Below are 14878 nucleotides of genomic sequence, written 5' to 3' on the forward strand. Positions count from 1 at the left end.
TCTAGAATTAACTGAGCATTGACTATGCGGACTTGTCCGTTTCATTCACGAACTGCGCTAATAAAGTCGTTTGTTCGTCAGTCAGAGCTAGATTTTCAAATAATTCTGGTCGTCTCAAAAAAGTTCTTCCGATACTTTGCTGTAAACGCCAGAGTCTAATTTTTTCGTGGTCACCGCTTAACAGCACTGCCGGTACATCCATACCATCCAATTGTTCAGGGCGTGTGTAATGAGGACAATCCAGTAAACCTTGAGAGAAAGAATCTTGCTCTGCAGAAGCTTGCTTGCCTAGTACACCAGGTACCAAACGCGCCACTGAATCGATTAATGTCATTGCCGGTAATTCGCCACCCGAAAGTACGTAATCACCTACAGACCATTCTTCATCCACTTCCGTTTGAATAATGCGTTCATCAACACCTTCGTATCGACCACACACTAAAATCATTCGGTCTGATTTAGCCAACTCAGTCACGCCACGCTGATCCAGCTTGCGTCCCTGAGGTGACAAATAAATCACTTTTGCCCCATCACCTGCAGCAGCTTTTGCTGCATGGATGGCATCGCGTAAAGGTTGCACCATCATTAACATTCCTGGGCCACCACCATAAGGACGGTCATCCACAGTACTGTGTCTATCATGGGTGAAATCACGAGGATTCCACGTTTGCACCTTAAGCAGGCCGCTTTTCACGGCTCGACCCGTAACACCAAAGTCTGTAACGGCACGAAACATCTCAGGAAACAGGGTGATTACCCCTAACCACATATGTTGTACCTCGACTTAGAAGTCAGGATCCCAATCCACTAAAATCTGTTTACCTTGCACATCCACCTGTTTGATGAATTGCTCAGGGACAAAGGGGATCATACGTTCCGCTTTGCCGAAGGCATCTTTAGCGTTAGCTTTAACTAGCAGTACGTCGTTTGATCCTGTTTCCACGATCTGATCAACAATACCCATGTTATAGCCGTTTATATTGGTTACTGCACAGCCGATAAGATCACGGTGATAAAATTCATCATCAGCGAGTTCTTTCATTTGTTCCGGCAAAATCGCAATCTCACAATTTGTGAGCATTTGCGCATGCTCTCGTGTAGTCACACCTTCAAGTTCAGCCACAAGTGCCTTACCCTGAAAACGCCACTGCGCAACCTTAACTTCACGCCACACGCCTTGTTCTTTAATCAACCAAGGCGAATAATCGAAAATACCTTCAACAGAATCGGCATAGGAAGTGATTTTTAGCCAACCTTTAATACCATGACTGGATCCTAATTTACCCAGTACGATTGGCTGTTGGTTATCGCTCATCTATCTATACCTATATATTTACGCAATTAAGCAGCAGCTTTACGTGCGTCTTTGATCAGTTTTGCAACACGCTCAGATGTTGCAGCGCCAGTAGCAACCCAGTGCTCAACACGATCAAGATCTAAACGTAATGTTTCTTCTTGGCCACGAGCCAATGGATTGAAGAAACCAACACGTTCGATGAAACGACCGTCACGAGCATTGCGGCTATCAGCAACAACGATATTGTAAAATGGACGCTTTTTTGCGCCGCCACGAGCTAAACGAATGGTAACCATGCGTTTTATTCCTCTAATGATTTGCTAGAAGCAAAAATAAAAACTGGAACTCCGTGTTCGCGAAGAGTCCCAGAAAGAAAGCCGGAAGATTTTACCTGACTTTTGAACTAATGCAACCCAATCTGATGATTTTTAACTCACAGATTTTATTGCATTAGATTCAACGCCATAACCTAACCAACTGAAGTAAGTGAATATTAACCGTATTTATGTGTGAAAGGCAGCTAAATTATCTTCCTGGAAACTTCATTCCGGGAGGTAACATGCCGCTCATTCCACGCATCATTTTTTTCATTCCACCCTTTGCAGACATTTTTTTCATCATTTTCTGCATTTGAGTAAATTGCTTCAATAAACGGTTAACGTCTTGGATTTGAGTGCCAGAACCTAATGCAATTCTGCGCTTACGAGAACCTTTGATTAAATCTGGGTTTTTACGCTCTTTGGCTGTCATGGAGTTAATAATCGCTTCCATTTGACCGGTCATTTTACCGTCTTGCACCTGAGCTAGGGCTTCTGGTGGCAATTGCCCAACACCTGGGAGCTTTTCAAGCATGCTCATCATGCCGCCCATGTTTTTCATTTGCTGTAATTGCTCACGAAAATCTTCAAGATCGAAACTGCCGCCAGACTTTACTTTAGAAGCAAGCTTCATGGCTTTGTCTTTATCAACGCCACGTTCAACTTCTTCAATCAACGACAGCACATCACCCATTCCTAAAATGCGTGAAGCGATACGATCAGGATGGAATGGCTCTAAGGCATCGGTTTTTTCACCCACACCTAAAAATTTAATCGGCTTACCCGTGATATTACGGATTGATAACGCAGCACCGCCACGGGCATCACCATCAACTTTGGTTAAAATAACCCCTGTTAACGGTAAAGCTTCGTTAAAGGCTTTTGCTGTATTAGCCGCATCTTGACCTGTCATGGCGTCAACAACAAACAAGGTTTCAACCGGCTTAACCGTTGCATGAAGCGCCTTGATTTCGTCCATCATGGCTTCATCAACGTGCAAGCGACCTGCCGTATCGACAATAACAACGTCAATAAACTTAAGTTTAGCGTGACTAATTGCCGCATTGGCGATATCAACTGGTTTTTGGCTAACATCTGATGGGAAAAACTGCACATCAACTTCTGCCGCCAGTGTTTCTAGCTGTTTAATCGCAGCCGGACGGTATACGTCAGCACTCACCACTAAAACTGATTTTTTGTGGCGAGTACGCAATAGTTTACCTAACTTAGCCACGGAGGTGGTTTTACCCGCCCCTTGTAAACCTGCCATCATGATCACGGCGGGTGGGGTTGCGGCTAAATCAAGTGCTTCATTTGACTCGCCCATGGCTTTTTCAAGCTCACTTTGAACGATTTTGATGAATGCTTGGCCAGGGCTGAGGCTTTTAGAGACCTCTTGACCTACAGCGCGTTCTTTTACGCTGTTAACAAATTCTCTGACAACGGGTAAAGCGACATCCGCTTCAAGTAGCGCCATACGTACTTCGCGCAGGGTTTCTTTAATGTTGTCTTCTGTTAAGCGACCACGACCACTAATATTTTTTAGTGTACGTGACAGTCTGTCGGATAAATTTTCAAACATTGATGAGCTCTTTTAAGCATATCGATAATTGACGCTATTATACCCAAGCCACCTTAAATTACGATACTTACGACGATCAGTTATTGTGATTAGGTAAATTATTTGCCGCTAAGGGTAAGATACTGTTAAATTTTGAGCCTCAGGTCACTGCCATATTAGGCCCTGATCATGTTAATCTAATGAAAATAATGAAAATGCGATATGCAAGCACTACATTCTGGCATTCACTTAAGTTAACAATCGCTTTTCAGTAACGCGTTCACTACTTTGATAGGTTGATTTCAAATGGTAATTTTTTCAGCTGCGGCCATGTTATTTTATTGCATTGCATTGGTCTTGGTCACCAGTCGACTGTTCCATGCTCAAGGCCCCAATCGTAAAGCGGTTATGGTCGCATCTTGTATTGCCGTTATACTTCATGGTGTTGCACTGTCTAATGCCATTTTTACCCTAGATGGGCAAAATTTTAGTTTAACTAACGTTATTTCGTTAGTTAACTGGATTATTGCACTCACCTTTACGATTACAATGCCTCGCTTAAAAGTCATCATTGTCGTACCAGTGGTGTATGCCTGTTCGGTGTTATCGGTGGCATTATTATGGCTATTGCCTCCACAATTTATTACCCACTTTGAACTGCACCCAGAAATTTTAGCCCATGTTGTATTATCACTCATGGCATACAGTGCATTAATGATTGCAGCGCTCTACGCGATTCAACTGTCGTTTATTCAATCTAAGCTCAAAAAGAAACAAATGATGATGAGCCCTGCTATGCCGCCACTAATGACAGTAGAGAGGCAGTTGTATCACCTTATTATTATTGGCTTTGTACTGTTGAGTTTATCGTTAGTAACAGGATTTGTGTTTTTAGAAGACATGTTTATTGACGGTAAAGGCCACAAAGCCGTGCTTTCTATTATGGCTTGGGTCGTTTATGCCATTATGTTGTGGCAACAATACACCGTAGGCTGTAGAATTCGCACCGCAGTTATCTACAGTTTATCTGGTGCAGGTTTGCTATCACTAGCCTATTTTGGCGCAAGAATTGTTAAAGAATTGATATTAAATTAGTTTTATAATCAAAATCCTTAGTAGCAAGACTTAACTGATCGAAATATCAATAAGATAACTTGACACTAACAGCCATTAATAAATAATGGCTGTTAAATTTTATGTATTGGCGATGTTTGCCAACTTTACTGTACTTAAATGGGGCCCCCTTTTTGGACGCTATATCTACCAGCGCACTCCTTATCTTCCTTCTGGTTTTAATTGTTATTTCTGCTTACTTTTCAGGTTCAGAAACGGCAATGATGAGCTTAAACCGTTACCGCCTACGACACCTCGCGGGAAATGGTCATAAAGGCGCACAACGTGCACTCAAAATGCTTGATCGTCCAGACCGACTCATTGGCTTAATCTTAATCGGAAATAACCTAGTAAACATTTTAGCCTCAGCTATCGCAACCATTATTGGTATGCGCTTATTTGGCGACCTAGGTGTGGCCATCGCAACTGGCGTGTTAACTATTGTGGTGTTGGTGTTTGCCGAAGTAACACCGAAAACCTTCGCGGCATTACATCCTGAGCGGATCGCTTTTCCATCAAGCATTTTATTAGGCTGGTTATTAATTTTGTTATCGCCATTAGTTAAAGCGATTAACTTAATTACATCAGGCTTTTTGCGTTTAATGGGCATTAAAACGGTAAAAACCAGCGATGCGTTAAGCCAGGAAGAATTACGTACTGTCGTTCATGAAGCAGGCGCACTGATCCCTCAGCGACACCAAGAAATGCTGTTATCTATCCTTGATTTAGAAAAAGTCACCGTTGAAGACATTATGATTTCGCGAGCAGACATTTACGCCATAAACGTGAATGACGACTTTAAACTGATCAACAAATTAGTGATCCAAAGCCCTCATACACGGGTGTTAGTCTATCGTGACAATATTGATGATGCTGTTGGCTTTATTCATTTGCGAGATGCATTGCGTTTGCAATCAAAAGAGCAATTCAGTAAGTCATCACTGTTGCGAGCCGTAAAAGAGCTGTACTTTATTCCTGAAGGCACGCCACTAAACGTGCAGCTGAGTAATTTTCAGCAAAACAAAGAACGCATCGGTTTAGTGGTTGATGAGTATGGCGATATTCAAGGTTTAGTCACACTAGAAGACATTCTTGAAGAAATTGTTGGCGACTTTACTACGTCAATGATAACCACACCGAGTGAAGATATTAATATTCAGCAAGATGGCAGCTTTCTTATTGATGCAACCATTAACATTCGTGATTTAAACAAAGAAATGAAGTGGCATTTCCCGATTGATGGCCCTAAAACACTTAATGGATTGATCATTGAATATTTAGAGGAAATCCCAGCAGCTAATACAAGTTTACGAATTGCAGGTTATCATATCGAAGTGATTGAAGTTGCAGACAATATGATTAAAGCTGTAAGGGTTTTACCGAGTAATTTAGATGTTATCACCAGTGATAATGACGACGAATAGCCTTCGAAAAGCCAAATAATGAGTAGCAAAAAGGCGCGTTAAGCGCCTTTTTTAATTATGTTATCTGTCACCCGTGATTAGTGACGTAACACTAGCTCTTTAGCTTCGCCTCTAGTGCTCGACGCTTATCTCTTGCAATAGGTTTGATTTCGGCTGCCAACTCTTTTTCCCATCCCAGCATAAAGTACACTTCAGCCATCAGAAAAAACGGACCAATTAACAACTGATTTAAATCATCCATAAAGGCCGGTTTTGCTTTCTCATATTTGTGACCAATAAACTGGATAGCCCAACCCACAACAAAAAAACTTATGGCAATAACAAAAGGATGTTCGCTATGCACCACCAACTCCGTAGTGTAGAGAACAGGTAAAATAAACAATACTAAGCCTAATGCTAGGCGCACATGCAGCATCATATAATATGCAAGCACAACAAGGGTAACGATCATTGCCAAACTAATCTGGTAATCTTGCCACGCAAATCTTAAGGTGCCTAACATTAAAAATGCTGACCAAATAATCATAGGAACCCCAATAAAATGGGTGCGAATATTGTTAGGATTTAAGTGGACACTTTTATAAGTTGATAATTGTTCTACGGCCGATTTCATGTTGAGTCTCGTTATATTAGTTTTTGTTATCTTGTTAATTTAACCTAGTTCATCCTCTTTTAAAAGGGCACAAAAAAGGCGCTAATGCGCCTTTATAGAATAATTATCTCTCTAAAATGACGGTGGCAACGGCATAGTGTTGCTCATCTGCAATACTAATAAAACCTTTATTACCACCAAGTTGCGTTAATCGTGCTAAAGCGCCATCGGTAAAATGGATGATTGGGGCTCCGTTGATGTCATTATCAATGTGGATATGTTGAAACGACACGCCTCGACCAATCCCTGTACCTAAGGCCTTAGCTGCAGCCTCTTTTGCGGCAAAGCGCTTTGCTAAAAAACGCTCTGCTTGCTTAGACTGCAGGTATATTGCAAGTTCTACCTCGGTTAGCACCCGCTTAGCTAATTTATCACCTAAACGTTCACGCTGCTCATGTATTCGGGCTATCTCAACAATATCAGTCCCTATACCTACAATTGCCATTACTCGCCTCTGCGGCCTTCTAACATTAGCTTTTTCATATCGCGCACGGCCTTTTCTAAGCCATCAATGGCGGCACGTGCTACAACGGCATGGCCGATGTTTAACTCATACAATTCAGGAATGGCCGCTATGGGTTTTACATTATGATAATGCAAACCATGTCCAGCATTCACCACTAAGCCTTTACTGTGAGCATATTTAGCCATTGAGGCAATGCGGGCTAATTCTTGGGCTTGCTCTGCATCAGTTTGTGCATCTGCATAACAGCCTGTGTGAATTTCAATGTAAGGTGCTCCAACTGCAACAGCTGCATCGATTTGGGTTTTATCGGCATCAATAAATAATGACACTTTAATCCCTTCGGCGGCTAGGCGGGCAACTGCTGAGGAAATTTTATCTAATTGCCCCGCAACATCGAGCCCGCCTTCTGTGGTGAGTTCTTCACGCTTTTCAGGAACTAAACACGCATATGCGGGCTTTATATCACACGCGATAGCAATCATTTCTTCGGTCACAGCAAACTCAAAGTTCATTCGAGTTTTGAGTGTTTTTGCTAATAAGTACACATCGCGGTCTTGGATATGACGTCGGTCTTCACGCAAATGAATCGTAATGCCATCCGCTCCCGCATGTTCAGCTACGGCTGCTGCGTGAATTGGATCAGGGTAATGAGTGCCACGAGCCTGACGTAATGTAGCAATGTGATCGATGTTAATACCTAATAAAATTCCGCTCACCACGAGCTCCTTAAAGTTAATAAATAAAGAAAACACTTAGCGCTAACCTTGTACGAAATGAATTGTACTTGGTTCAGTTCATAATACGAAAAGCTTATTGTGCATTTTTGGCAAATAACTGCCGACTTAACAGCGGTTTGTTACCGAGTAATGGCGTTAATAAATATCGCATTAACCCTTTGGCCTGATTAAGTTGTTCGGCATGTAGATTATGTGAGGCTAGCGCCAATAGCATTGCGCCAGACAAAATGCCTTTACCGTGTGAAAAACCGTCTGAATGCTGCACCACAGGTAAAAAACCACTTTCTGCTACAAAACGATAGTTGCAGTCTGCAACTAATGCATTACCCTGTGTGTCGTAGTTTAATGACGGAAAGGCCCCTAGCTCAAGCAGCAAAGCCATTTCAAAATAACGCAAATGGCTGGAGCAAAAGCCTGTAGCAAGTGACATTAGCGCGCGATGATACGCTATAAATAGCCCTTCAGCCTGATGCTCTACAGACAATAAGCGTACGAGTAATTCGTTAAGGTAAAAACCAGAATACAAACTATTACCGACTAACGGCATAGCCGGTGCTGCTGCTTCTATTTGGGTGATGGTTTTTAAACCAAGATTTTTGGCTTCTGATTGGGCACTAAATTGAACAATAAGCGGTTGGAAAGGCTGCAAAATACTTTTGATTGAGCGTTTACCTGTGCCGACGCGAGTAATGGCATCAACTCGACCAATACCTTCTATCAATAAATTGACAATCACACTCGATTCGCGAAACGGTCGGTGATGCAGAACATAGCCACGTTTCATGGTGGCCATGCCTACTGCATAACACTAAACAGCAAGAGCGACGACTTAATCTTCGCCATAGCCTAAGCTTCTTAAGGCGCGCTCATCATCTGCCCAGCCTGATTTGACTTTAACCCAGACTTCAAGAAACACTTTATTATCAAATAAGGTTTCCATATCAAGTCTTGATTGGGTCGCAATGGTGCGTATACGCTCACCTTTATTGCCAATCACCATGCGTTTTTGACCTTCACGTTCCACTAAAATTAACGCATTAATTTGATAGACACCGTTTTCCATCATCTTAAATTGCTCGATCTCAACCGTAGCATCATAAGGTAATTCATCACCTAAAAAACGCATCAGCTTTTCACGGACAATTTCTGATGCCATAAAGCGTTGCGAGCGATCGGTAACGTAATCTTCAGGGAAATAAAAAGGCGCTTCAGGTAACGACTCGCGTGCCATATCTAATATACGCTGTACGTTAGTGCCTTTACTGGCTGAAATAGGTAGAATTTCGTCAAAGTCGAATTTTTTTGCTAATTCAGTTAAATACGGGAAGAGCGCTTCTTTATCTTTAATATTATCAACTTTGTTGATGGCTAAAATAATTTTACGATCGTCATTACGGTGTTGCAGCTTTTTGAGCACCATTTCATCGTCTGCTGTCCATGTCATGCCGTCAACCACAAAGATAACCATGGCAACGTCAGCTAACGAACTTGCAGCCGCGCGGTTCATTAAGCGGTTAATGGCGCGTTTTTCTTCAATGTGTAAGCCTGGCGTGTCAATAAACACGATTTGGCTTGGGCCATCGGTATGGATCCCCATAATACGGTGACGCGTGGTTTGTGGTTTTTTAGAAGTAATACTGACTTTTTGGCCAAGCAGTTTATTCAGTAGTGTCGATTTGCCTACGTTAGGACGACCGACAATCGCCACCATGCCACAATAAGTAACATCATATTGCGCTGCGGCGGTTGGGGCTGCTTGGTTCATCCTTGCTAGCAGTTCGTCTAAGCTAGGCTCTTGATTAGCAGCCGCTGGCAAGTCTGTTTTTTTGGTCATTTATTCAGTAACTCCAATACCTGAGCAGCAGCAAGCTGTTCAGCTTTTCTTCTAGAACTTGCCACACCTGTGACAACTTGGTTCAATTCGCTAATTTTACACTCTACAGTAAAGGTTTGATCATGCGCTTCACCTTCAACAGCGACCACTTGGTAATCGGGTAATGGTTTTTTAAATCCCTGTAAGTGTTCTTGCAATATTGTTTTAGGATCTTTTTGGTTAATGCCTGGCTTAATTTTGGCTAATCTTTCTTCATACCATTTCAATAATAAATCACGGCAAGTATCAAGATTTGCATCAAGGTATATGGCCCCAATAATGGCCTCTACTGCATCAGCTAATATCGATTCGCGTCTAAATCCGCCACTTTTTAACTCACCTGGGCCCAAATAGAGGTAATCACCCAATTTAAATTCTTTTGCAATAAGCGTTAAGGTGTCACCTTTAACTAAAGTGGCACGCATGCGGCTTAAATCGCCCTCTGTGGCTTTCGGAAATTGGTGATATAAGGCATCTGAAATCACTATCGATAAAATCGAATCACCTAAAAACTCTAAACGCTCATTATGCTTATTTGCTGCGCTACGGTGAGTTAACGCCTGAGTAAGTAACTCAAGGTTAGTAAACTCGTACCCTAGAGTACGACATAGTCGCGGCAAATTTTTAATGGGTTCCATCAATGTATTCCACCTACTCTATCAAAACGCACACCCGTAGGTACCCATGTAGGTAACCAATCATTTGGGCTACGCTCAAATTCAAAACTAATCCAAATAGCAACAGCTTTACCGACTAAATGCTCTTCTGGAACAAATCCCCAAAAGCGGCTATCGGTGCTGTTATCACGGTTATCACCCATGGCAAAGTACATGCCTTTTGGTACAACAAACTCACCGGCAGGTAAATTAGGCTGCGGATAAAAGTGTTGTCTAAAGTCTGGGCGAGATGGATTAATCAAAATATCATGATTAACGTTTCCGAGTTGCTCGTTTAAACGAATTAACGGCACGTCATTTTGACTAAACTCACCGCGATTAAGCTCGTTATGTTCAATGATTTTTGGCTCTGGGCAATCAGTCCCATTAGCGCAAGCTTCTTGGATGATTAACTGCTTATTACGATATATAATTTTATCACCTGGTAAACCTATTACGCGCTTAATGTAGTCGATTTTAGGATTTTCAGGGTATTTGAAAACAAAAACGTCTCCACGTTCAGGCTCGCCAGTTTCAACTAATTTACTGCGCCATACTGGGTCACGTAACCCGTAGCTGAATTTTTCAACCAAAATGAAATCACCAACAAGCAGTGTTGGCATCATTGAGCCTGAAGGAATTTGAAATGGCTCATAAATAAACGAGCGTAAAATCAACACAAATGCAATGACAGGAAATATAGAATGGGCCGTCTCTACTAACATTGGCTCTCGTACAATTTTGTCTATTGCATCTGCACTTAATTGATTTGAATTAGCTTGGGCTAGCGCTAATTTCTCACGGCGTTTAGGCGCAAAAAATATAACGTCAATCAACCAGATAAGACCGCTACCTAAGGTTACGAGCACTAGAATAAGTGAAAAATAGGCTGCCATTACTGATTTATCTCCTGCAGGATAATGTCGTTGTATTTGTAGGGTTAGTCTAAAAACCCAATGTACTCATTCTAGTATGGTGATTCACTTAAAAACATTCACCCTGTTGAGTGTTACAAAATATATAGAAAATATAACGATAACGCCGCAATGCGCGGCGTTATTAAGCAAACTAAAACAATTAATTATTATTAATCGTTAAGTTTTAGTACCGCTAAAAATGCCTCTTGTGGCACTTCTACGTTACCCACTTGCTTCATGCGCTTTTTACCTTCTTTCTGCTTATTAAGCAGTTTCTTCTTACGCGAAACGTCACCACCGTAACATTTAGCGGTTACGTCTTTACGTAATGCTTTAATCGTTGAACGCGCAATAATCTGACTGCCTACAGCAGCCTGAATGGCAATATCAAACATCTGGCGTGGGATCAGTTCTTTCATCTTTTCAACTAGCGCTAAGCCACGATGACGAATGTTAGAGCGGTGAATAATCATCGCTAGAGCATCAACACGATCACCGTTAATTAAGATATCTAAACGCACCATATCTGCTGGATCAAAACGAATAAAGTTATATTCAAGTGAGGCATAACCACGACTGGTTGATTTTAGACGGTCAAAGAAGTCCATTACCACTTCTGCCATTGGCAAATGATAGGTTACTGCCACTTGGTTGCCGTGATAAACCATATTGGTTTGCGAACCGCGCTTTTCGATACATAAAGTAATAACGTTACCTAAGTACTCTTTTGGCACAAGGATATTGGCTTCAACTATCGGCTCACGTAGCTCTTCGATATTATTCAGAGCAGGTAAATCCGATGGATTATCAACATATACGACATTGCCATTGGTCATCAACACTTCGTAGACTACGGTCGGCGCTGTGGTGATCAAATCAAGGTTATATTCACGTTCTAAGCGCTCTTGAACAATCTCCATGTGGAGTAAGCCCAAATAACCAATACGGAAACCAAAACCAAGTGCACTTGAGGTCTCTGGTTCAAAAAACAGCGACGCATCGTTCAAGCTCAGCTTGTTTAATGCATCACGGAAGTTTTCGTATTCGTCAGTAGAAATAGGGAACACACCAGCATAAACCTGTGGAGTAACCTTTTTAAATCCTGGCAAGGGTTTGTCGGCACCATTTTTTGCGTGAGTTAACGTATCACCCACTGGTGCACCGTGAATTTCTTTAATACCCGAAATAACATAACCTACTTCGCCTGCGCGCAGTTCAGGTTCATCTTTTTCTTTAGGCGTAAAAATACCTACGCGGTCAGCGTTGTAGTTTTGACCTGTCGACATCACTTTAAACTTGTCGCCTTTCTTTAATACGCCGTGTTTAATACGTACTAATGAAACAACACCAAGGTATGCATCAAACCATGAGTCAATAATCAACGCTTGTAATGGGGCATTCTCATCACCTTCTGGTGGTGGAATTTTTGCAATGATTTCTTCTAAAACAAGATCAACACCGACACCGGTTTTTGCTGAACAACGAACAGCATCTTTAGCATCAATACCAACAATATCTTCGATCTCAGCCGCGACACGCTCAGGCTCTGCTTGTGGTAAGTCGATTTTGTTAAGGACTGGCACCACATCAAGATCCATATCAAGTGCGGTGTAACAGTTTGCCAGAGTTTGCGCTTCAACACCTTGACCCGCATCAACGACCAATAATGCACCTTCACAAGCAGCAAGCGAACGCGATACTTCGTAAGAGAAGTCAACGTGGCCTGGGGTATCAATAAAGTTTAATTGGTAGGTATTACCATCTTTTGCATGGTAATCAAGGGTTACGCTTTGGGCTTTGATCGTAATGCCACGCTCACGTTCTAGATCCATCGAATCTAAAACCTGTGCAGCCATTTCACGGTCAGTTAAGCCGCCACATACCTGGATCAGGCGATCGGATAAAGTTGATTTACCATGGTCGATATGGGCAATAATCGAGAAGTTTCTAATGTGTTTCATTATGCTGCAATGACTACTACTAAATTTGATTAAAATTAAGGTGGCAAATTGTACCTGATTAGGGGGGCAATACCAATCAGATTAAGCAATAGTCTCCATTTTGCCTCAAAGACAGGCCAAAATGCCAAGTTTATTTGGGAAATGATAGCCCTTACGGGTAACTCACACAGGAAGATTTTGGTATTAAGTGGCTAATCAGAGAGAAATCTGCCACTAATAATAGCAACTTCTTGCCCTAAATAGGCAATGACCACTGGTGATGCATCCTTTTCCAACTGATTGGCAAAACGTTTACCAATAAACCAAGCCAAACCAGCGCCAAAAGCGCCGAAAATCATCGCGAATGCATTGGTGTTTAAGTCTAGCCCAGAGGCAAGTAATTGTCCCAGTAAGGCAAACACAAACAAACCCAACAAAGGCAACAAATACACTAACGCTGCCGCCTTAATAATCACGCTTTCTGGCAAGCCGACTTTAAGTAAATCACCTTCACGGCAAGGTTTATCGGCAGGTAATGAAAAACGCTGTGTTTTAACAGAGAAAGCTTTAGCAACAGTTGATGTACCGCAGTTGTCACTGCTAGCACAATGATTACAGGCACTTTTTAATTCAACTTCTACCGTTGCCCAGCCATTTTGATAGTCGACCACTCGGGCAATTTCTTCCATCATTGTTGTTTGAGGCGCTGCGGATTGGCTCATAAAAATAACCTTTAACCTAAGATAAGCAAATGTTAGCACAAAGCGAATTAGCACAGTTATTTCTTTGTGTATGATGCTAATGCTGAATCATTTGAGGGATAGTGATGAGCAAAATTAGAAAAATATCAAAGCAGGTTAAAGCACCAATTGATGCTTTAACCATAACAAGTTTCCAAAATTGTCATTTGTATTGCTAAATCAAGTGAATTAACGCAGTTAGCAACACAAAGGGCTGTTTGAATAGCGTTTGTTATCTAAAATCAGGCTATTTCAATACCAGACTGTTGGCTATTTTCTCTAGTGTTTCAGCAGGGACTTTACCAATAGCAACCACTTCTAAATTGCCCACCTGAACAACCACCATGGATAAGCCATTTCGGGTCAGTAATTCATTTGGCATGGGGTTTTCACCTGAGCGTGCAACATAAACAGATATATTAGCCAAACCATCAGTGAGCGCGATGTATTCTACGGGCTCATGAATACCAATCAACCGATGATGATCACGAACAACCACATCAAAACCTTGAGGTAGCCATGTAAACTGCCAGTTTTTACCGTCTGAACGCTCTGCTTGGTTCATTACGGCTGGCCAATCTTGCTTAGCAGCTTGGATCAAAATATTGGCAGGTTCAGAAAGCTCAATCAACTCAACGACCATGGTTTGCTCAAGCAGCTGCTTTTCTTTGTTTAAGGTATCAAAACGAAGCGGCAAAAATGTGTCCATGTCGATCCACACTTGGGCATCGTAACGGTTTTCGTCATTTGCCAATAAGCGGATCATTTGCCCTGGGCGCCCCGCTATTCGACTCCGCCCACCAATCACAAACTGATAGCCTTTTTCAAGTTGGCTAATATCACCTGCTAACGCCGCGGGCCAAACCCCTTGAATACGAGGAGCTGTCACACTATATGGGGTTTGATCATGTTCAATAAAAGTAACCCGATTGCCAACTCTTACAGCATTTTTAGGTGGTCCATTGAGGTATTCTAGCAAGGCAATCTCTTGATTGTCGACAATGCCATGGACGTATAAAAGCGGGCGAATATGATCGGCTTGTAGTTGAATAATAGAAACTTTGAATTGCTTATCTCGCAAAGCTTGGCTCATATTTTTTAGCCAAGCTTTTGCCGATAAATCTTCTTCAGCGTGTGTAGAAAAGGTTAAAACTAACAGTGCTAGCAGGATAAGGCGCAAGCTAA

Annotated in this window: 16 protein-coding genes; 2 read left to right on the forward strand and 14 right to left on the reverse strand. The window is 42.0% G+C overall.

The genetic code is table 11. The features are described from left to right. Positions 1–22: 22 nt before the first annotated feature. The 4 genes from trmD to ffh form a co-directional block, all read right to left on the reverse strand. The gene (gene trmD, locus K8B83_RS18220; RefSeq protein WP_188740920.1) at positions 23–769 is read right to left on the reverse strand and encodes a tRNA (guanosine(37)-N1)-methyltransferase TrmD; all 747 of its coding nucleotides are present in this window, start codon (positions 767–769) and stop codon (positions 23–25) included. A 15-nt stretch (positions 770–784) separates the two neighbouring features. Then, on the reverse strand, positions 785–1315 hold the full coding sequence (gene rimM, locus K8B83_RS18225; protein WP_188740921.1) for a ribosome maturation factor RimM: 531 nt from the start codon (positions 1313–1315) through the stop codon (positions 785–787). Positions 1316–1341: 26 nt separating this feature from the next. Further along, positions 1342–1593, reverse strand: coding sequence for a 30S ribosomal protein S16 (gene rpsP / locus K8B83_RS18230; RefSeq protein WP_160053063.1), 252 nt, complete (start codon positions 1591–1593; stop codon positions 1342–1344). A 229-nt stretch (positions 1594–1822) separates the two neighbouring features. Then, positions 1823–3196, reverse strand: a complete 1374-nt coding sequence (gene ffh, locus K8B83_RS18235) for a signal recognition particle protein (RefSeq protein WP_188740922.1) — start codon at positions 3194–3196, stop codon at positions 1823–1825. 285 nt (positions 3197–3481) lie between these two features. Between ffh and K8B83_RS18240 the strand changes: the two genes are divergently transcribed. After that, on the forward strand, positions 3482–4270 hold the full coding sequence (locus K8B83_RS18240) for a cytochrome C assembly family protein (RefSeq protein ID WP_188740923.1): 789 nt from the start codon (positions 3482–3484) through the stop codon (positions 4268–4270). Positions 4271–4422: 152 nt separating this feature from the next. Continuing rightward, entirely contained in the window at positions 4423–5712 is a 1290-nt protein-coding gene (locus K8B83_RS18245) for an HlyC/CorC family transporter (RefSeq protein ID WP_188740924.1), read from the forward strand. Between the two features lie 91 nt (positions 5713–5803). On the opposite strand, the gene K8B83_RS18250 is transcribed toward K8B83_RS18245, so the two are convergent. The 10 genes from K8B83_RS18250 to K8B83_RS18295 all read right to left on the reverse strand — a co-directional run bounded on the left by K8B83_RS18250 (position 5804) and on the right by K8B83_RS18295 (position 14873). Then, positions 5804–6325: an Mpo1 family 2-hydroxy fatty acid dioxygenase gene (locus K8B83_RS18250; protein WP_188740925.1), complete on the reverse strand. Its 522-nt coding sequence runs from the start codon at positions 6323–6325 to the stop codon at positions 5804–5806. 103 nt (positions 6326–6428) lie between these two features. After that, positions 6429–6809, reverse strand: a complete 381-nt coding sequence (gene acpS, locus K8B83_RS18255) for a holo-ACP synthase (protein ID WP_188740926.1) — start codon at positions 6807–6809, stop codon at positions 6429–6431. After that, positions 6809–7546, reverse strand: a complete 738-nt coding sequence (gene pdxJ, locus K8B83_RS18260) for a pyridoxine 5'-phosphate synthase (protein WP_188740927.1) — start codon at positions 7544–7546, stop codon at positions 6809–6811. Before pdxJ ends, acpS begins: the two co-directional genes overlap by 1 nt. A gap of 94 nt (positions 7547–7640) precedes the next feature. Continuing rightward, complete coding sequence (gene recO, locus K8B83_RS18265; RefSeq protein ID WP_188740942.1) at positions 7641–8351, reverse strand: DNA repair protein RecO; 711 nt, start codon at positions 8349–8351, stop codon at positions 7641–7643. A gap of 45 nt (positions 8352–8396) precedes the next feature. Beyond that, positions 8397–9401 (reverse strand): GTPase Era, encoded by a 1005-nt coding sequence (gene era / locus K8B83_RS18270; RefSeq protein ID WP_188740928.1) that lies wholly within the window; start codon positions 9399–9401, stop codon positions 8397–8399. Next, positions 9398–10078 (reverse strand): ribonuclease III, encoded by a 681-nt coding sequence (gene rnc, locus K8B83_RS18275; RefSeq protein ID WP_188740929.1) that lies wholly within the window; start codon positions 10076–10078, stop codon positions 9398–9400. The genes era and rnc overlap by 4 nt, the downstream gene beginning before the upstream one ends. After that, positions 10078–10992 (reverse strand): signal peptidase I, encoded by a 915-nt coding sequence (lepB, locus tag K8B83_RS18280; protein ID WP_188740930.1) that lies wholly within the window; start codon positions 10990–10992, stop codon positions 10078–10080. Before lepB ends, rnc begins: the two co-directional genes overlap by 1 nt. Positions 10993–11183: 191 nt before the next feature. Continuing rightward, on the reverse strand, positions 11184–12974 hold the full coding sequence (lepA, locus tag K8B83_RS18285) for a translation elongation factor 4 (protein WP_188740931.1): 1791 nt from the start codon (positions 12972–12974) through the stop codon (positions 11184–11186). A gap of 191 nt (positions 12975–13165) precedes the next feature. Continuing rightward, the gene (locus tag K8B83_RS18290) at positions 13166–13645 is read right to left on the reverse strand and encodes a SoxR reducing system RseC family protein (RefSeq protein WP_188740943.1); all 480 of its coding nucleotides are present in this window, start codon (positions 13643–13645) and stop codon (positions 13166–13168) included. A 295-nt stretch (positions 13646–13940) separates the two neighbouring features. Next, positions 13941–14873: a MucB/RseB C-terminal domain-containing protein gene (locus K8B83_RS18295; protein WP_188740932.1), complete on the reverse strand. Its 933-nt coding sequence runs from the start codon at positions 14871–14873 to the stop codon at positions 13941–13943. Between the last annotated feature and the right edge of the window lie 5 nt (positions 14874–14878).

The sequence above is a fragment of the Shewanella inventionis genome (assembly GCF_019931735.1).
GTDB lineage: Bacteria > Pseudomonadota > Gammaproteobacteria > Enterobacterales > Shewanellaceae > Shewanella > Shewanella inventionis.

Excerpts from the sequence above, each read along its gene's own strand:
- trmD (WP_188740920.1), bottom strand. The coding sequence starts at position 769 with ATGTGGTTAGGGGTAATCACCCTGTTTCCTGAGATGTTTCGTGCCGTT.
- rimM (WP_188740921.1), bottom strand. The coding sequence starts at position 1,315 with ATGAGCGATAACCAACAGCCAATCGTACTGGGTAAATTAGGATCCAGT.
- rpsP (WP_160053063.1), bottom strand. The coding sequence starts at position 1,593 with ATGGTTACCATTCGTTTAGCTCGTGGCGGCGCAAAAAAGCGTCCATTT.
- ffh (WP_188740922.1), bottom strand. The coding sequence starts at position 3,196 with ATGTTTGAAAATTTATCCGACAGACTGTCACGTACACTAAAAAATATT.
- K8B83_RS18240 (WP_188740923.1), top strand. The coding sequence starts at position 3,482 with ATGGTAATTTTTTCAGCTGCGGCCATGTTATTTTATTGCATTGCATTG.
- K8B83_RS18250 (WP_188740925.1), bottom strand. The coding sequence starts at position 6,325 with ATGAAATCGGCCGTAGAACAATTATCAACTTATAAAAGTGTCCACTTA.
- acpS (WP_188740926.1), bottom strand. The coding sequence starts at position 6,809 with ATGGCAATTGTAGGTATAGGGACTGATATTGTTGAGATAGCCCGAATA.
- recO (WP_188740942.1), bottom strand. The coding sequence starts at position 8,351 with ATGAAACGTGGCTATGTTCTGCATCACCGACCGTTTCGCGAATCGAGT.
- era (WP_188740928.1), bottom strand. The coding sequence starts at position 9,401 with ATGACCAAAAAAACAGACTTGCCAGCGGCTGCTAATCAAGAGCCTAGC.
- rnc (WP_188740929.1), bottom strand. The coding sequence starts at position 10,078 with ATGGAACCCATTAAAAATTTGCCGCGACTATGTCGTACTCTAGGGTAC.
- lepB (WP_188740930.1), bottom strand. The coding sequence starts at position 10,992 with ATGGCAGCCTATTTTTCACTTATTCTAGTGCTCGTAACCTTAGGTAGC.
- lepA (WP_188740931.1), bottom strand. The coding sequence starts at position 12,974 with ATGAAACACATTAGAAACTTCTCGATTATTGCCCATATCGACCATGGT.
- K8B83_RS18290 (WP_188740943.1), bottom strand. The coding sequence starts at position 13,645 with ATGATGGAAGAAATTGCCCGAGTGGTCGACTATCAAAATGGCTGGGCA.